Source organism: Actinophytocola oryzae, from assembly GCF_004364325.1.
In the GTDB taxonomy this organism is placed as follows: domain Bacteria; phylum Actinomycetota; class Actinomycetes; order Mycobacteriales; family Pseudonocardiaceae; genus Actinophytocola; species Actinophytocola oryzae.
Window position 1 is genome coordinate 630,834 of the sequence record NZ_SOCP01000001.1, and the last position, 15,438, is coordinate 646,271.

The following is a 15,438-nucleotide window of genomic DNA, read 5'->3' on the forward strand; positions in this document are numbered from 1 at the left end:
CGCGCTAGCAGGAAAGCGCTTGCCTAGCACGTTAGAACGTCATCCCGAAACATGTCAATGCGCGACGTGCCGGTTCATGGGATCGCTCCCATGAACCGGCACGCCGGTACCGGGCCCGTTGCTGAGGAAATCAGACGACCACGCCGTCGAGCTGGATCGTCTGTACCGATCCGGCCGGGAAGGCCAGCCGGACCGCCTTGCCGCTCGGCGTCACGTCGGCCCGGCGCACGTACCGGTCACCACCGGAGCCCGTCACCGTGGTCCAGCGGGTGGCCGTGCTCGTCGGCACGGTCGTGAAGCGGGACAGGTCGAAGGTGATCGTCTGCGCGGCACCGGTGTTGACCGCGGCCAGGACGAGCCGCCGGGTGTTCGCGTCGTAGGCGGCCACGGTGTTGTCCGTGCTCGCGCCGAGGATTCGCATGCCGGGGCGGACGTGCCGGGTGAACTGCGCGAGCACGTACAGCTTCGTCTCCACCGCGCCTGCTTGTCCCGTGCCGCCGTCGTAGCGGATCAGGCCCCAGCCCGCGCTCGGGTCCATGACCTGCCAGTAGCACCACGCGGTCGGGTGCAGCCAGCGGAAGTCCAGGCAGAGGTTGGTGGCCAGGCGCAGGCCGGTGCCGTCCCCGTCGCCGTACTCGGAGTTCCAGAGGATCTTCCCGGCCGAGTGGACGTCGGTGTAGAGCCCGTCGCGCCTGCCGCCCTCGTACTGGTAGCCGTGCACGTTCACCTGCGTGACGATCGCGCGGGTCGCCGAGTCGAAGGAGCTCCAGGTGCTGCGGGCCTGGTCGAACAGCGACTCGTCCGACGCCGAGACCCGCACGCCGGTCAGCCCGCGGTTGTTCAGCTCCTCCCGCAGGTAGGCGATGATCGTGCGCTGGATGCTCGCGTCGACGTGGCAGCCCTCCTGCGTGCCGGTGTCGGTCCACCAGTTCGCGGACGGCTCGTTGAACGGGTCGACGGTCCGGAAAGTGATGCCCCAACTGTCACGGGCACGCCGCGCTGTCTCGGCGAGGTGCGTCGCGTGCTGGCGGTAGTTCCACGACTGGAGGTTGTTGCCGCCGCCGGAGGCGCCGGACGGGTTGTGGTTGAGGCACATCCACCACATCGGCGAGTTCGCGAACAGCTCGGCGGCGGCGCCGCGCGAGACCGCCTTGGTCAGCGCGGCGCGTTGCCTCGCGTCGGCCGACCACTGCCACTGGCTCGGGTCGGTGACGTTCCAGTCCTGCCAGAACCCCTCGATCTGCTTGAAGCGCGGGATGTTCGGCGACGCCACCATCGACTCGCCGCCGACGCTGTTCCAGCTGCACGCGCCGAGGTTGTAACGCGCGATCGACAGGCCGAGTCCCGGCAGCGACGAACCGCCGTAGGACACGGAGTTGTTGGTGAAGAAGAGGTTGGCGAAGTCGTCGCGGTCGCCGAAGACGCCTCCCCACCAGGCGAGCGAAGTGCCCCAGCCTTCCCAGGTCCCGAAGTTGGCGGTGGGGTCGACGGCGACCGTGGTGTCCGCGCTCGCGACGCGGGCGCCCAGGGTGCCTGCCGCGGCCGCGGCGGCCGCCGCGGACAGCAGTGTTCTGCGGGTGACCATGAATCCTCCTGCAGGGGGAGAGGCGACGTTGCCTCACGGAGGGTCGAGCCAAAGTGAACGCTAACAATTATGCCGCGCCGCGCTACCCCCTGGCTCAACTGCCAAAACAGCAAACACCTGGAGTGGCGAGGCGACTCCGCGTGACCGCTGACGGCGAGACCGCCGCCACCTTGGTCGGCGCGGACCTCGACAGTGGGCGAGGCCGGAACGACGATGCCCGCTGCCACCGGCGAACGGTGTCAGCGGGCATCCTCGGGTGTGGGAAGGCCGGGAACGTCAGCGGGCCTCGTCCGCGCCGTCGCCACTCGGGGTGGGCAGGTTGTCCACGTCCTCGACCTGCCACACGCCGGTGGCCGGGTCGAACTCGGCGCCTGCCACCGGGTTGCCGTACTCGTCGTACTCGACCGCCACGTCGGCCACGCCGTCGTGGTCGGTGTCGGCCAGTGCGAGCTTGCCGCCGTCGTCGGTGCGCAGGACCGTGACGTCGTTGCGGCCGTCGCCGTCGAAGTCGACGTTCTCCGCCAGCGTGAACTCCTTGCCGTCGATCTGGACGGTCAGCTCGTCCTCGCTGCCTGCCGTGTCGGGCGCATCGGAAGTGTTGTCGTCCATCGTGGTGTTCCCTCGCTCGCGTGTCCGATGTGCCGGTGTCCGGTGTGGACTTTACTCAGGGCTGTTCTTCCGGGATGGACTCGGAGAAGACGAACACGCGGATGGCCGTGCCGGTGGCCGGGTGGACCTGCGCGAGGTAGGCGGTGGCCTGGCTGCCGACGACACCCTCGACCGCGTCGAGGAAGTCCGCGCGGGTGGCCTCGTGGAGTGCCTCGTGGTGGCGGATGACCGCCTCGCGGTGGCCGCGCTCGCCCAACACGGCGTCGGCCACGGTGAGGCTGTCGATGGACAGTACCACCAGGCTCACGGGCTCGTCGTCGGAGACCGACACCTGGACGTTGCGCGGGCCCCGGCCGTAGAAGGTCCGCTCGAGACTGGTGATCTTCTCGGCCACCGCGTTGCGCTGCGCCCTGGTTATCCGCATGAGCGGTCCCTTCGCTGCTCGCGGGAGCCATTGTGCTCCGGTTCCCCCGCCGGATATCCTCCCGGCGAGCACATCGCTCACCTATCAGAACCATAGTGGCTGATCGGGTCGTGCCGCAGTGTGCGCGCCGAACTCAGGCGTGTCGTGCGGCGGGGCGACTCGAGCGAGATAGCACCTGTGCTGGCCTCGAGCGAAGGTCGTCATCGACCGGCGGACGAGGACATCACGGGGTGCCAAGCGAAAGGGCTTGTCTCGTGGAATTTCGTCGTCATCCCGTCGTGCCCACCGTCCCGGCGGGATACTCGCCGACCGAGCTGCGCGCGATGGTCCGTCAGACAGCCTCCTCGCCGGAGGAGTGGTCGACTCTCGTGCGCTTCGACCTGCACGAGCGCTTCTACGCGAGGCTGCGCCGCGACGACTCCGTCGAGGTCTGGCTGATCTGCTGGGACATCGGGCAGGACACCCTCCTGCACGACCACGGCGGCAGCGTCGGCGCGTTCGCCGTCGCACGCGGCTCGCTGCTCGAGGACTACGGCGCCGTGCACCGCACGGGCCTTCTCACCCGTAGGCACGCGGCAGGGGACGCCGTCGGTTTCGGCGCCGACTACCTGCACAACATGGTGAACGTGGGCACCGAGCCGACCGTGTCCATCCACGCCTACTCACCGCCGCTGCGCTCGATGAACTTCTACTGCTGGCTGCCGACGGGGATGCACCACCTCCGGGAGATCGAGTGCGACACCCCGGAGCCGGACGTCGCCGACCTCGAGGCCGCGGCGGCGGTGCTCCGGGAGGCGGCCTCGTGAGCGCCGACCGGGTCTCCGTCCTGCTCGACGAGGCGCGGGCGAACATCACCCGCTACTCACCTGAGGAGGCCGCCGAGGCCATGCGCCGCGGCGCCATCCTGGTGGACCTGCGGCCGATCGAGTACCGGTGGCGTTTCGGGGAGGTGCCCGGCGCGATCGCCGTGTCGCGGCACGTGCTGGAGTGGCGACTGGACGTGACCGGCGAGCACCGCCTCAAGGAGCTGCGCCCCGGCGACCACGACCAGGAGATCGTGCTGATGTGCAACGAGGGCTACACCTCGAGCCTCGCCGCGCACCAGGTGATGACCCAGCTCGGGCTGACCAGGGTGGTCGACGTGACGGGCGGGTTCACCGCGTGGCACGCGGCAGGCCTGCCCACGGTGTCGCGCCTGGTGAGCTAGCGCAGCGCCCTCGGGTTACTGTCCGTACCGATGAGGACCTGGACGTCGCTGCCCGCGGTCACCCGACTCGGCGTCGCGGTGGTCGCGGGCGTGGTGATCGGTGTGGGGGTCGGGCTGTCTGCCGACGCGCCGTTCGGCGTGCTGAGCGGGATCGCCGCGACCGAGACGCTCTTCGTGGTCGGTGGCTGGGTCGTGCTGTGGCCGATGGACGCCGCGGCCACCCGGCGCAACACGAGACGCGAGGACTTCCGGCCCGTCGCCGAGGAGGTCGTCGTCGTGGCGATCGCGCTCTGCGGTCTCGTCGGCGCCGTGGTGCTGCTGGTGCTCCGCGACGCCCACGCCCTCGCCGCACTGGCGCTCGCCGCGGTGTTCATGGCGTGGGCGGCCCTGCACCTGATGTACGCCACGCGTTACGCGCACACCTACTACTCGGCACCCGAGGGCGGCATCGACTTCAACTCCGACGAACCGCCGACCTACCGGGACTTCCTCTACTTCAGCTACAACCTCGGCATGACCTACCAGGTCTCCGACACGGGCGTGTCCAGCACGACGATCCGCGCCGTCGTGCTGCGCCACTCGCTGCTGTCCTACGTGTTCGGCACCAGCGTGCTCGCCACGACGATCAACCTCGTCGCGAGCGCGGTCACCGGCTGACGCTCACCCGTCGAGCAGGTCCGCCGGGGGCACGAAGAACAGGCCGCCGGTGACCGCCGTCGAGAAGTCCAGGATGCGGTCGTGGTTGCCGGGTGGGTCACCGACGAACATGTTGCGCAGCATCGTCTCGATCACGCCGGGATCGGCGGTGTAGCCGATGAAGTAGGTGCCGAACTCGCCGCTGCCGGGCCTGCCGAACACCATGTTGTCGCGGATGATCTTGCGTTCTGTGCCGTCGGCCTCGGTGATGGTGGTCAGCGCGACGTGGGAGTTGGACGGCTTCACGTCGTCGGTCAGCTCGATGTCGCTGAGCTTGTGCCTGCCGATCGCCAGCTCCTGCTCCTCGGTGGTGAGCGCCTCCCAGCGGTCCAGGTCGTGCAGGTACTTCTGCACGACGACGTAGCTGCCGCCCGCGTACGCCGGGTCCTCGTCACCGACGGTCACCGCGCTCGTCGCCTCGTCACCCGCCGGGTTCTCCGTGCCGTCGACGAACCCCAGCAGGTCGCGCTCGTCGAAGTACCGGAAGCCGTGCACCTCGTCGACGACGTCGCCCAGCCCGGACAGCCGGAGCACGAGCTGGCGGGCCAGCTCGAAGCACAGGTCGAACCGCTGGGCGCGCACGTGGAACAGCAGGTCGCCGGGTGTTGCCGGGGCCGAGTGCAGGGCGCCTGCCACGGGGTGGAACGGGTGCAGCCCGAGGGGCCGGGGCGTGTCGTAGAGCCGGTCCCACGCCTGCGCGCCGACGCCGGTGACACAGCTCAGGCCGTCCTCGGGAGACCGCCGCGCGACCGAGCGCGCCAGCCCCGCGACGTCGGCGAGCAGGTCGACCACGCCGTCCTCGCCACCGGGACGCACCGTGACGACCAGGAAGATCGCCGCGCTCGGGGGCATGACGAGGATGTTCTGCGGCGCCATACGACTCCCTGTGCTGCCGTCGGCGTCTACCAACACTATCGGGTGACGGCTGGCAACCGGGTCCGCGATACCGGCGTGCAAGGCGGCGAAAGGAGAACGACCATGACCAGTTTCAGAGCTGTGACCACCGCGGTCGTCGCCGCGGGCCTCGCACTGTTCGGTGTGCCTGCCGTGGCCTCGGCCAACCCGTGCTTCGCGCCAGGCAACTGTTCGAAGGACACCCAGGTGCTGGCGGTGACGGAGTCGGGTGGGCTCTTCCACGCGTTCCGCAACGGCACCGACGGCAGCTGGACGTCCATCGCGTCCGTGCTGGACCAGACCGGCAACCCGGGACGGGTGGTCGACACGGCCTCGACGATCAACTACGGCGACCTCTTCACGGTCGCGGTGACCGACGCCGGCGGGCTGTACCACACGACCCGGCACCACGACGGTTCGTGGGACCAGCTCGCCGACGTGAAGGCCGTGGCGGGTGACCCGGGCAGGGTGGTGGACGCCGCCGTCGCCACCGTCGGGGGAGCCAGGTTTGTCCTCGTCCGCACGTCCACCGGCGGGCTCCACCTCGCGTCCAGGGACACGGCCGGCACCTGGACGGCGTTCGGCAACGTGGCGACCGGCGGCGCGGGTTCCGTCGGCGACGTGGCGGCGGTGGGGATCGACGGCCAACTGCACGTGCTCGTGGCGACCAGCGGGGGCGGGATGTTCCACGCGATGCGGGACGCGGGCGGCACGTGGACCCCACTGGCCGACGTGAAGGCCGTGACCGGCAATCCGGGGAGCGTCACGCGGATCGCCGCCACCAAGGCGAAGGGCGAGCTGCAGTTCGTCGTGAGCACGAGCAACGGGGGGCTGTTCCACGCCATCAGGCACGCCAGCGGCTCATGGACCCCGATCGGCGACGTGAAGGGGGTGGCCGGTAACCCGGGCGCGGTGCGGGACGTGGCAGGGGGCGCGGCGTTCGGTGTCGCCGGGGCAGGCATCGACGGTCAGGTGCAGTTCGCGGTAGCGACCACCAACGGGGGACTGTTCCACGCCATCCGCTCCTTCGACGGTTCGTGGACGCCGTTGAGCAGCGTGAAGCAGGTGGCCGGCGATCCGGGTCCGGTCACGCGAGTGGGTCTCAGCGGGTAAGCGGGGTGGCCGTTCCGTCGACGCGACGGGCGGCCACCATCCTTCTCGTGCCCCGGGCGAGCGGTTTGTTCAATACGCGACCGTCCCGTGTGGGCGAACCTCTCGGCATGACCTTCACCCCGGCCACTGGCCGTTTCGTGCCGACCCGCCTCTACGACTCGGTGGCCGCGTTGATGCGCGAGCGGCTGTGGCGCGGACTCGTCGCCATGCACGTCGCACCCCAGCCCGACGACGTGATCGTCGACGTCGGCTGCGGCACCGGTTCGCTGGCGCTGCTGCTGCACCGGGTCCGGCCGAGGGCGCGGGTCGTCGGCGTCGATCCCGACCCCGAGATACTGGCCATGGCCCGGCGCAAGGCAGGCGACGCGGCGGTGGAGTGGCGTGTCGGCATGGGTGACGAGCTGACGGCGGTCGTCGGTGCCGGTTCGGCGAGTGTGGTGGTGTCCAGCCTGGTGCTGCACCAGTGTCCGATGGCGATGAAGCGGGCCGTGCTGGCGTCGATGTACGCGGCGCTGCGGCCGGGCGGGCGGCTGGTGCTCGCCGACTACGGGTTGCAGCGCACACCCCTGATGCGCCTGGCGTTCGGCGTGGTGCGGCTCGCCGACGGCCGCGTGGACACCCAGCCCAACGCCGACGGCGTCCTGCCCGCGCTGATCGCCGAGGCCGGGTTCCTCGACGTGCGGGAGGTCGAGGTCGTGCCGACGGTCAGCGGGTCGATCTCGGTCTACACCGCGTGCCGCGACTGACCACGCAGGGCGGGCAGCACGGCCGCCGGGGTCAGGCCCATCATCTCCCGCATCCAGCGGGTGAGGTGTGCCTGGTCGGCAAAACCGGCGGTGAGCGCGGCCTCGGCCAGGGACCGGCCCGCCCGCAACGCCTCGGCCGCCCGGCGCAGCCGCGCCCACACCCGCCAGCGGGTCAACGGCATCCCCAGCTGCGCCCTGGCCAGGGCACGCAGGCGTTGGGGCGAGAGGCCGACCCGCGCGGCCAGCTCCGGCATCGCCAGGTCCCAGACCGCGTCCATCGCGGCCACGAGCCGTGGGTCCAGCTCGCCGGAGGTGCGGGCCGCCGCCGGTCGCAGCAGCTCCTCGTCCAGGTCACGCAGCTCGTCGGCGGGGGTGACGCCTCGGCACCCGCGCAGCCGGTCGGCGAACGCGCACTGCGGGTCGACGAAGTACGTGCGCAGGTCCGGCGCCGCGAGCATCCGGTGCCACGTCATCGGCGGCACGACCAGCGCGGCGGCGCGGTGGCACGTGCCCGAGGCGTCGAGCATCGCGACCTCGCCCCGCACCGCGATGGCGACCTGGAAGGCGGCGTGCCGGTGCGCGGCGCTGTCGGCCACCGGGCCGCGGTAGCACGCGTAGCCGTCACCGATCTCGAAACCCGCCGACACGGGCGCCATGCTGCCAGTACGGTGCGGTGGTGGATCTCTTCACCCGCTCGTGGACAGCGTTGCGCGAGGCCGTCGCGGCACTGGAGGACGAGGACTTCGCGAGGCCGTCCGGATGTGCCGGCTGGCTCGTGCGGGACCTGGTGTGCCACCTGGTGATCGACGCCCAGGACGTCCTGATCACCCTCGTGACCCCGGCCGACACCGAACCGACGCGTGACGCGGTCACCTACTGGGAGGTCACCGACACGCCGCCGACCGGTGACGACCCGCTGGACGCGCTGATCGTCCGCCTGGCCGCCGCGTACGGCGAGCCGTGGCTGCTGAAGTTCCACCTCGACGACGTCGGCTCCGCGGCGGGGCGTGCGGCCGGGCTCGCCGACCCCGCCCTGCGGGTCGCCACCCGCGATTTCGTCCTCACCGCGGGGGACTACCTCGACGCGTACGTCATCGAGTGGACACTGCACCACCTGGACCTGACCGCGCACCTCCCCGCCTCGGCGCCGCCACCCGCCGAATGCCTCGCCCGGTCACGGGAGATGCTCGAGAAGATCGCCGGAACACCGTTTCCCGCGTCGTTCTCCGACACCGACGCGCTGTTGGTCGGCACCGGACGACGTGCCCCGACCGGCGCGGAGGGAAGCGAACTGGGTGCCCTGTCGGCGAGAATCCCCCTGGTTCTCGGATAGTCGGTCACGCGGAAGGCCCTGGACCGGTACGGTTCCGGGGAGGGAGGCGCCATGTCCGACGAGGAGCTGGTCGTCGAGTTCGCGCTCGCGCGTCTCGACCACCCCGACCTCGACCTCGACGAGATCGCGGCACTCGTCGTGCGGCGCATGGGCACCGACCGGATGCTGGAGTTCGCCTCCCGCAACCTCGCCACCCGAGGCGAACTGCGCGGCGCGGCGTTCCCCTGCGCCGTCGAGCACGTCCTGCGGGTGATGCTGACGGTGCGCGGCCCCGTCGACTAGCGTCGCCGCCACACTGGAGGCATGACCATGCCTGCCTTCCCGCCCGACCCGGCGACCACCCTGCCCGCGGACGGCACCGACGGCGCGCTCGTCGGCCGGGTGTGGCGCCCCGACCTCGGGGGCCCGTCCGTCGTGGCCGTGCGGCCGGACGGGGTCGTCGACATCACCGCAGCCTGCCCGACCGTGCGGGACCTCTGTGAGCAGCCCGACCCGACGAGCGCGTTGCGGTCCCCGGCGGGGGAGCGCCTCGGGGACGTGGCCGACCTGCTCGCCAACACCCCCGTCGAGACCCGCGACCCAGCACGGCCCTGGCTGCTCGCACCCGTGGACCTCCAGGTGGTCAAGGCCGCGGGCGTCACGTTCGCGGTGTCCATGCTGGAGCGGGTCATCGAGGAACGCACCCGGGGCGACGCGGCGGGTGCGGCAGGCGTGCGTGCCGAGATCGCGGCCCTGCTCGGCGGCGACCGCACGTTCGCCGACCTGCGGCCGGGCTCCCCGGAGGCCGACGCGGTCAGGAAGGTGCTCATCGACCAGGGCATCTGGAGCCAGTACCTCGAGGTGGGCATCGGGCCCGACGCCGAGATCTTCACCAAGGCGCCGGTCCTCTCGGCCGTCGGCACGGCGACCGACGCGGGCGTGCACGCCGACTCCCGGTGGAACAACCCCGAGCCCGAGGTCGTGCTCGCGATCGCGTCCACCGGCCGGATCGTCGGCGCCACCCTCGGCAACGACGTCAACCTGCGCGACGTCGAGGGCCGCTCCGCCCTGCTGCTGCCCAAGGCCAAGGACAACAACGCGTCCGCGGCACTCGGCCCGTTCCTGCGCCTGTTCGACGCCGCCTTCACCCTCGACGACGTCCGCGCGGCCACCGTGTCCCTGACCGTGGACGGCACCGACGGCTACCACCTCGACGGCACGTCCTCCATGGCCGAGATCAGCCGGGATCCGGAGGACCTCGTCGCGCAGCTCGTCGGGCCGCACCACCAGTACCCGGACGGCGCGGTGCTCTACCTCGGCACCATGTTCGCCCCCATCGAGGACCGCGACGCGGCGGGTCAGGGGTTCACCCACCACGTCGACGACATCGTCACGGTCGCGACGCCCAGGCTGGGGGCCCTCGTCAACCGCGTGCGCACCAGCGACACCTGCGAGCCCTGGACGTTCGGCACCGCCGACCTGTTCCGCAACCTCGCCGCCAGGGGCGTGCTGTAGCCGCCTGGCCGGATCAGGTCGTACCCGGGCCTGTTCGGTGATCTTCGCCCGCCGGACGGCGTGGCGTCGTTATGGTGTGCACTCCGAAACTCGGTTCGAACGGGGTGTCCACTGTGGGTCTGACGCGGCGCCACTTCCTGTCCGGCGCGACGGTTCTCGGCGCCGCGGTCGTGACGGGCTGTACCACGACACTGCGGGGCGAGGCCCTGGCCGACCCGGACGCGCTGCGTGAGATCGCGGCGCGCCCCGAGGTCCCGGACACGGTCAACATCACGCTCCTGGTCTACGAGCCGTACTCCAAGAAGGACGGCAACGACCTCACCGGGCCGGTCCCGGAGGTCGCGCGGAAGATCCTCACCGACCTCGGGGTCTCGGAGATCAAGTTCACCGTCGTCAAGGACGAGCAGGTGGTGATCCCCATGGTCGCCGCGGGACGCGTCGAGCTGGTGGCCGGGCTCTCCGTCCGCCCCGACCTGTGCGGCGGGCCGGTGCGCTTCAGCGTGCCGGACTCCGTGTCCGGCCTCGCGTTCGCCGTCCCGAAGGGCAACCCCAAGGGGATCAACACCTTCGCCGACGTCGTCTCGAAGGGCGCCAAGGTCGCCGTGTGGAGTGGCCCCTCGCTGCCGTGGGAGAACGACGCGATCGCGGCCGGGGTGCCGAGGGAGAACCTCGTGGCCAGGCAGAGTCCCGTCGAGCCGGTCACCGCCGTGCGGAACGGGGAGGCCGACTGCTTCCTGTTCGACGACCTCGCCATGGAGAGCTTCCTCGGCAACGAGGACGGGCTGGAGAAGACCACCCCGTTCCTGCCGCAGGGACGGTTACCCCTGGTCGGCGCCTATCTCTTCCCCGAGGACAGCGTCCTGCTCGAACCGTTCAACGCCGCGCTGACCGAGCTGCACCAGTCGGGGGAGTGGCTCGAGCTGGCCAAACCGTTCGGGTTCACCGAGGTCAACGAGCCGCCGGCCGACCTGACGACCGACAAGGCGTGCGCGGGCTGAGGGTCAGGCCGTGCGGAAGTAGTGGCCCTTCTCCAGGTCGTCGACGAGGCCCGGCTGGGTGGGCTGCCAGTCGAACCGGTCGCGGGTGAGAATGCTCGACGCGGGGCCGTCGGTGGCGACGAACGGGCCCAGCCAGCCGAAGTGCGCGATCGCGTCGTCCGGTGCGACGGAGGTCACCGGCACGTCCAGGTGTCTGCCGATCACCTCCGCGACGGCACGCAGGGGCACGCCCTCGTCGGCGACCGCGTGCAGCACAGCGCCCGCGTCGGCCTGCTCCAGTGCCAGGCGGAAAAGGCGCGCGGCGTCGACGCGGTGCACGGCGGGCCAGCGGTTGGTGCCGTCGCCGACGTAACCGGACACGCCCCTGTCACGGGTGACGCCGATCAGGGCGGCCATGAACCCGCCGTCGCCGTCGCCGTGCACGGTCGGCGGCAGCCGCAGGACGGACGAGCGGATGCCGCGTGACGCGAGCGCGACCGTCAGCTGGGCGGTGCCCTGCCTGGTCGCCGGGCCTGCGGGCAGGTGCGTCGCGGGCTCGGTCCCGTCCAGCTCGGTCGCCACCCGGCCCGGGGCCAGCCCGACGACGCCGGACGCGAGCACGAACGGCTTGCCGGAGCCCGCGAGTGCCTCGCCGAAGGTCTCGACGGCGGTGCGGTCCGCGGCGGCGGCGGCCTCGAAGTCGCCGGTGAACGCGATGTCGTGCTTGAACGCGAGGTGGATGACGCCGTCGGCGGCCGTGGCCGCCCCGGCCAGGACCTCGAGGTCGTCGAGGGTGCCCCTGACCACCTCGGCGCCCGCCGAGGTGAGGGCCGCCGCCGAGGCGTCCGAGCGGGCGAGCCCGGTGACCGAGTGCCCGGCGCCGACCAGCTCGGGGACGACGGCGGAGCCGATCCAGCCGGACGCCCCTGTCACGAACACGTGCATGAGAACCTTCTCTCGAGATCGATGTCAGTCGCTGACATCAACATAGCGCGGATGTCAGCGACTGTCATCACCTACCATCTACGCATGGGCCGTTGGGAACCGAACGCGCGGGGCAGGCTCGAGCAGGCGGCGCTCGAGCTGTTCGGCGAGCGTGGTTTCGAACAGACCACGGCCGCCGCGATCGCCGAGCGGGCAGGCGTCACCGAGCGGACCTTCTTCCGCCACTACGCCGACAAGCGCGAGGTCCTGTTCGCCGGCGCGCTCGTGATGAAGGACCTCCTGGTCGGCGCGGTCGCCGAGGCACCGGCGTCGGCGTCGCCCCTCGAGGCCACGGCGGGGGCCATCGCGGCCGTCGGCGCCATGATGCAACAACGCCGCGAGCTGGTCCGGCAGCGTCAGGTGGTCGTCGACGCGAACCCCGAGCTGCGTGAGCGGGAGCTGGCCAAGATGTCCACCCTCGGCGCGGCGCTCACCGGCGCCCTGCGCGACCGGGGTGTCGGGGAGCTGACCGCACGGCTGACCGCCGAGGCGGGCATCGCCGTCTTCCGCGTCGCGTTCGACTCCTGGGTGAACGACCCCGACGCGGCCGAGTTGCCCGACGTGGTCCGGGCGTCGTTCGTCGAGCTGAAGGCCGTCACCTCGGGTGAGTGAACTGTGGGCACGGCTGGCGCGCATGACGCGAGGCCGCCGGATTCCCGGGCTGCGCACCGGCAAGACCACGCTGGCGGCGATGCTGTCCTACCTCGCCGCGGACACCATCGGCACCAGTGACCGGCCGGTGCTCGCGCCGCTGACCGCGCTGCTGGTCATCCAGGTGACCATGTACGACACGGTCCGGCAGAGCGTGCAGCGGGTCGCGAGCGTGCTCGCCGGGGTGCTGGTCGCGGTCGGCGTCGCGGCGCTCGTCGGCCTGAGCTGGTGGAGCCTCGGCGCGGTCGTGGCCGTGACACTGATCCTCGGCAGGCTCATGCGGCTGGGTCCGCAGCTGCTGGAGGTGCCGATCAGCGCGATGCTGGTGCTCGCCGTGGGTGGCGACCGCGACGTCGCGGACGTCCGGGTGTGGGAGACGCTGATCGGCGCGGCGGTCGGGGTGCTGGTCAACCTGATGATCGCGCCGCCCCTGTACCTGCGGCCCGCGGGCGAGGCGGTGCGGGACCTGGCCGACCGGATCGCCGCGTTCAGCCGCGACCTCGCCGACGTGCTGCGCAAGGGGTGGTCGAGGGCCGACGCCGACCACTGGCTGGCCGAGGTGCGGGCCACGGACGCGGTCGAACGCGCGGACCGGGTGCTGGCGCGTGCGGAGGAAGGCGCCCGGCTCAACCCCAGAGCAGGCCAGACCAGACGGGAGCAGCCGCAGCTGCGGACGGCGCTCACCGGCCTCGAGCGCTGCCAGCTGTCGCTGCGCGAGCTGTGTCGTGCGCTGCTGGACCGCGTCTACTACGTGCCGGACGAGGCAGGCGCCTACACGCCGGAGCAGCGGCGGGCGCTGGCCGACCTGCTGGACACGGCCGCCGACGCGGTGTCGTCCTTCGACGACCGCGACCGGCTGAAGGGCCTCCTCGCCGAGCTGGTCGCGCGCCGGGACGGCCTGGTCGAGCTGCTGATGGTCGACCCGCTCGCGGACGCCGCCGCGTGGCAGCAGCACGGCGCACTTCTGTCGGCCGTGGATCGGCTGCGGGTGGAGATCGAGGCGTCGGCCCGCGAACCCGACGGCCCGTGGCGCCCGACCCCGCTGACGGACCGCCAGCGCAGGGCGGTCCGCCGCTTCACCGCGAACCGTCGCCGCGGACGTCGCGACTGACCCGGGAACATCACGACTGGATGTCGTGACCAACCGCCTTCGGCGGTCCCTCCGTCCTCCGGGCAGCCAACGGCCACTGGAGGACGAATGAACGGCAGACTCGTCGGCGTCGCACTGTTGTTGGGGGTCGCCACCGGCCTGGTCACGGCATGCACCGCCGAGTCGGGGACGGACACCGCCGCCGCGCCGTACCGGGCGTCGGACGCGGGCACGGGCGGGGCCGACTCGGCCGGGCAGGGGGAGAAGCCGGGTGCCGCGGGCGAACCGGCCGTCAGCCGGCCGGGAGTGGACCGGAGCCTGGTGCGCACGGCGACGCTCGACCTGACCACCGCCGACGTGGCCCGGACGGTCGACCGGGCACGGGACATCACGGCGTCCGAGGGCGGCTTCTCGGGTCGGGAGGACGTGCGCGAGGCGTCCGCGACGCTGGTGCTGCGCATTCCGTCCGACCGCTTCGACGGCGCGCTCGACCAGCTGTCCGGGCTGGGCAGGGTCATCTCGCGGGTGCAGTCGGCCGAGGACGTGACCGAGCAGGTGGTCGACCTGGACAGCAGGATCGCCAGCCAGCGGGCGAGCGTCGACCGGGTCCGCGCCCTGCTGGCCAGGGCGGCCACCGTCGAGGAGATCGTGTCCATCGAGGGACAGCTGACCACCCGCGAGGCGGACCTGGAGTCGCTGGAGCAGCGCAGGCAGGCACTGGCCGGTCAGGTGGCCATGTCCACGGTGACCGTCCGCGTCAGCGAGGAGGCGGCGCCCCCGGTGGCCCAGGCGGAGTCGAGCGGGTTCCTCGCCGGGCTTTCCGACGGCTGGCACGCGTTCCTCGGCGCGGGTGCTGTCACGCTGCGGGTGCTCGGCGCGATGCTCCCGTTCCTGCTGGTGCTGGCGATCCCGGCCGCGGCGCTGCTCCGCTGGCGCCGCCGCAGGACCGTGGTCCAGGAACCGTGATCTCGGCGGCATCGAGACTTTACACCTTGTACAGTCACCAGGAGTCGTCGTAGGGTGACGGCGTGACATCACGGGCGGCGCTGCGGGAGGAGCAGAAGACCGCCACCCGCCACCGCGTGCTGGACGCGGCGGTGCGGGTGTTCACGGAGACGCCGTTCGGGTCGGTGAGCGTCGCCGACCTCGCCGCGGCGGCCGGTGTCACCCGCATGACCGTGTACGCGCACTTCCCGGACGGGAAGGCCGACATCGTCCGTGGCCTGATCGCACGGGTCTACGCGACAGCGGACGGGCTCTACACCGACCTCGCCGAGGCCGACTGGACCCGCGAGGCCATCGGTGCCTGGGTGTCCGCCGCGGCGCGTGCGTGGCAGGAGCTGGCGCCGACGATCCGGGTCGTCACGACCGCGGGCGTGATCACGCGTGAGCCGGGTGAGCGCGGCCAGTACGTCGAGGCCCACGCCCGGTACGTCGCGCTGCTGTCCACCGGCCCCCGGTGGGCGGGCGTGGCGGCGGACGAGGCCCGGCAGCGTGCGCTGATGGCGGTGCTGCAGGTCGAGTGCGTGCTGACCGTGTGGGCGACCGGCGCGTGGCCGGACGCCGGGGAACCGCTCGAGCTGCTGGCGGACGCGGTGTGCCACCTGCTGGCGCCCGCGCTCGGGTGAACCACCG

The 15,438-nt window shown here is 71.8% G+C and carries 19 protein-coding genes; 13 read left to right on the plus strand and 6 right to left on the minus strand.

Annotated features, from left to right (window positions below; all coding sequences use genetic code 11):
• Nucleotides 1-130: 130 nt before the first annotated feature.
• The 3 genes from CLV71_RS02585 to CLV71_RS02595 all read right to left on the minus strand — a co-directional run bounded on the left by CLV71_RS02585 (nucleotide 131) and on the right by CLV71_RS02595 (nucleotide 2,618).
• Nucleotides 131-1,585, minus strand: a complete 1,455-nt coding sequence (locus CLV71_RS02585; protein ID WP_133900896.1) for a glycoside hydrolase — start codon at nucleotides 1,583-1,585, stop codon at nucleotides 131-133.
• A gap of 276 nt (nucleotides 1,586-1,861) precedes the next feature.
• On the minus strand, nucleotides 1,862-2,194 hold the full coding sequence (locus CLV71_RS02590; protein WP_133900897.1) for a hypothetical protein: 333 nt from the start codon (nucleotides 2,192-2,194) through the stop codon (nucleotides 1,862-1,864).
• A 55-nt stretch (nucleotides 2,195-2,249) separates the two neighbouring features.
• Nucleotides 2,250-2,618: a Na-translocating system protein MpsC family protein gene (locus CLV71_RS02595; RefSeq protein ID WP_133900898.1), complete on the minus strand. Its 369-nt coding sequence runs from the start codon at nucleotides 2,616-2,618 to the stop codon at nucleotides 2,250-2,252.
• Nucleotides 2,619-2,896: 278 nt separating this feature from the next.
• On the opposite strand from CLV71_RS02595, the gene CLV71_RS02600 reads away from it, so the two are divergent.
• From CLV71_RS02600 to CLV71_RS02610, 3 genes are read left to right on the plus strand one after another with little or no spacing between them, the layout of a single operon-like run.
• On the plus strand, nucleotides 2,897-3,424 hold the full coding sequence (locus tag CLV71_RS02600) for a cysteine dioxygenase (RefSeq protein ID WP_133900899.1): 528 nt from the start codon (nucleotides 2,897-2,899) through the stop codon (nucleotides 3,422-3,424).
• Nucleotides 3,421-3,825 carry a rhodanese-like domain-containing protein gene (locus CLV71_RS02605; protein WP_133900900.1) on the plus strand — a complete coding sequence of 135 codons (405 nt, stop codon included), beginning with the start codon at nucleotides 3,421-3,423 and terminating at the stop codon, nucleotides 3,823-3,825. Before CLV71_RS02600 ends, CLV71_RS02605 begins: the two co-directional genes overlap by 4 nt.
• 30 nt (nucleotides 3,826-3,855) lie before the next feature.
• Nucleotides 3,856-4,482, plus strand: coding sequence for a DUF1345 domain-containing protein (locus tag CLV71_RS02610; protein ID WP_133900901.1), 627 nt, complete (start codon nucleotides 3,856-3,858; stop codon nucleotides 4,480-4,482).
• A gap of 3 nt (nucleotides 4,483-4,485) precedes the next feature.
• Here CLV71_RS02610 and CLV71_RS02615 read toward each other — a convergent pair whose 3' ends face one another.
• Complete coding sequence (locus CLV71_RS02615; protein WP_133900902.1) at nucleotides 4,486-5,397, minus strand: Dyp-type peroxidase; 912 nt, start codon at nucleotides 5,395-5,397, stop codon at nucleotides 4,486-4,488.
• Between the two features lie 102 nt (nucleotides 5,398-5,499).
• Here CLV71_RS02615 and CLV71_RS02620 point away from each other — a divergent pair, with 102 nt between their 5' ends.
• The gene (locus CLV71_RS02620) at nucleotides 5,500-6,528 is read left to right on the plus strand and encodes a hypothetical protein (RefSeq protein WP_133900903.1); all 1,029 of its coding nucleotides are present in this window, start codon (nucleotides 5,500-5,502) and stop codon (nucleotides 6,526-6,528) included.
• Nucleotides 6,529-6,635: 107 nt separating this feature from the next.
• Nucleotides 6,636-7,274, plus strand: a complete 639-nt coding sequence (locus CLV71_RS02625; RefSeq protein WP_133900904.1) for a class I SAM-dependent methyltransferase — start codon at nucleotides 6,636-6,638, stop codon at nucleotides 7,272-7,274.
• Here CLV71_RS02625 and CLV71_RS50070 read toward each other — a convergent pair.
• Nucleotides 7,253-7,921, minus strand: coding sequence for a helix-turn-helix domain-containing protein (locus CLV71_RS50070; protein WP_279588708.1), 669 nt, complete (start codon nucleotides 7,919-7,921; stop codon nucleotides 7,253-7,255). The genes CLV71_RS02625 and CLV71_RS50070 overlap by 22 nt on opposite strands.
• A 29-nt stretch (nucleotides 7,922-7,950) precedes the next feature.
• Between CLV71_RS50070 and CLV71_RS02635 the strand changes: the two genes are divergently transcribed.
• From CLV71_RS02635 to CLV71_RS02650, 4 genes are all read left to right on the plus strand, one after another.
• Nucleotides 7,951-8,607 (plus strand): maleylpyruvate isomerase N-terminal domain-containing protein, encoded by a 657-nt coding sequence (locus CLV71_RS02635; protein ID WP_133900906.1) that lies wholly within the window; start codon nucleotides 7,951-7,953, stop codon nucleotides 8,605-8,607.
• A 51-nt stretch (nucleotides 8,608-8,658) separates the two neighbouring features.
• Nucleotides 8,659-8,889 carry a hypothetical protein gene (locus CLV71_RS02640; RefSeq protein WP_133900907.1) on the plus strand — a complete coding sequence of 77 codons (231 nt, stop codon included), beginning with the start codon at nucleotides 8,659-8,661 and terminating at the stop codon, nucleotides 8,887-8,889.
• A gap of 21 nt (nucleotides 8,890-8,910) precedes the next feature.
• Nucleotides 8,911-10,101, plus strand: a complete 1,191-nt coding sequence (locus tag CLV71_RS02645) for a fumarylacetoacetate hydrolase family protein (protein ID WP_243866187.1) — start codon at nucleotides 8,911-8,913, stop codon at nucleotides 10,099-10,101.
• 113 nt (nucleotides 10,102-10,214) lie between these two features.
• Nucleotides 10,215-11,099 (plus strand): transporter substrate-binding domain-containing protein, encoded by an 885-nt coding sequence (locus tag CLV71_RS02650; protein WP_166663888.1) that lies wholly within the window; start codon nucleotides 10,215-10,217, stop codon nucleotides 11,097-11,099.
• Between the two features lie 3 nt (nucleotides 11,100-11,102).
• Here the strand turns inward: CLV71_RS02650 and CLV71_RS02655 are convergent, their stop codons facing one another.
• Nucleotides 11,103-12,023, minus strand: coding sequence for an SDR family oxidoreductase (locus CLV71_RS02655; protein WP_133900908.1), 921 nt, complete (start codon nucleotides 12,021-12,023; stop codon nucleotides 11,103-11,105).
• 84 nt (nucleotides 12,024-12,107) lie between these two features.
• On the opposite strand from CLV71_RS02655, the gene CLV71_RS02660 reads away from it, so the two are divergent.
• The 4 genes from CLV71_RS02660 (at nucleotide 12,108) to CLV71_RS02675 (ending at nucleotide 15,431) form a co-directional block, all read left to right on the plus strand.
• Nucleotides 12,108-12,674 carry a TetR family transcriptional regulator gene (locus CLV71_RS02660; protein WP_133900909.1) on the plus strand — a complete coding sequence of 189 codons (567 nt, stop codon included), beginning with the start codon at nucleotides 12,108-12,110 and terminating at the stop codon, nucleotides 12,672-12,674.
• 22 nt (nucleotides 12,675-12,696) lie between these two features.
• Nucleotides 12,697-13,824 (plus strand): FUSC family protein, encoded by a 1,128-nt coding sequence (locus CLV71_RS02665; RefSeq protein WP_133900910.1) that lies wholly within the window; start codon nucleotides 12,697-12,699, stop codon nucleotides 13,822-13,824.
• Between the two features lie 87 nt (nucleotides 13,825-13,911).
• Entirely contained in the window at nucleotides 13,912-14,769 is an 858-nt protein-coding gene (locus CLV71_RS02670; RefSeq protein ID WP_133900911.1) for a DUF4349 domain-containing protein, read from the plus strand.
• A gap of 62 nt (nucleotides 14,770-14,831) precedes the next feature.
• Nucleotides 14,832-15,431 (plus strand): TetR/AcrR family transcriptional regulator, encoded by a 600-nt coding sequence (locus tag CLV71_RS02675; protein ID WP_133900912.1) that lies wholly within the window; start codon nucleotides 14,832-14,834, stop codon nucleotides 15,429-15,431.
• Nucleotides 15,432-15,438: the final 7 nt, after the last annotated feature.

Excerpts from the sequence above, each read along its gene's own strand:
- CLV71_RS02585 (WP_133900896.1), bottom strand. The coding sequence starts at position 1,585 with ATGGTCACCCGCAGAACACTGCTGTCCGCGGCGGCCGCCGCGGCCGCG.
- CLV71_RS02590 (WP_133900897.1), bottom strand. The coding sequence starts at position 2,194 with ATGGACGACAACACTTCCGATGCGCCCGACACGGCAGGCAGCGAGGAC.
- CLV71_RS02595 (WP_133900898.1), bottom strand. The coding sequence starts at position 2,618 with ATGCGGATAACCAGGGCGCAGCGCAACGCGGTGGCCGAGAAGATCACC.
- CLV71_RS02610 (WP_133900901.1), top strand. The coding sequence starts at position 3,856 with ATGAGGACCTGGACGTCGCTGCCCGCGGTCACCCGACTCGGCGTCGCG.
- CLV71_RS02615 (WP_133900902.1), bottom strand. The coding sequence starts at position 5,397 with ATGGCGCCGCAGAACATCCTCGTCATGCCCCCGAGCGCGGCGATCTTC.
- CLV71_RS02620 (WP_133900903.1), top strand. The coding sequence starts at position 5,500 with ATGACCAGTTTCAGAGCTGTGACCACCGCGGTCGTCGCCGCGGGCCTC.
- CLV71_RS02625 (WP_133900904.1), top strand. The coding sequence starts at position 6,636 with ATGACCTTCACCCCGGCCACTGGCCGTTTCGTGCCGACCCGCCTCTAC.
- CLV71_RS02640 (WP_133900907.1), top strand. The coding sequence starts at position 8,659 with ATGTCCGACGAGGAGCTGGTCGTCGAGTTCGCGCTCGCGCGTCTCGAC.
- CLV71_RS02645 (WP_243866187.1), top strand. The coding sequence starts at position 8,911 with ATGACCATGCCTGCCTTCCCGCCCGACCCGGCGACCACCCTGCCCGCG.
- CLV71_RS02655 (WP_133900908.1), bottom strand. The coding sequence starts at position 12,023 with ATGCACGTGTTCGTGACAGGGGCGTCCGGCTGGATCGGCTCCGCCGTC.
- CLV71_RS02660 (WP_133900909.1), top strand. The coding sequence starts at position 12,108 with ATGGGCCGTTGGGAACCGAACGCGCGGGGCAGGCTCGAGCAGGCGGCG.
- CLV71_RS02665 (WP_133900910.1), top strand. The coding sequence starts at position 12,697 with ATGACGCGAGGCCGCCGGATTCCCGGGCTGCGCACCGGCAAGACCACG.
- CLV71_RS02670 (WP_133900911.1), top strand. The coding sequence starts at position 13,912 with ATGAACGGCAGACTCGTCGGCGTCGCACTGTTGTTGGGGGTCGCCACC.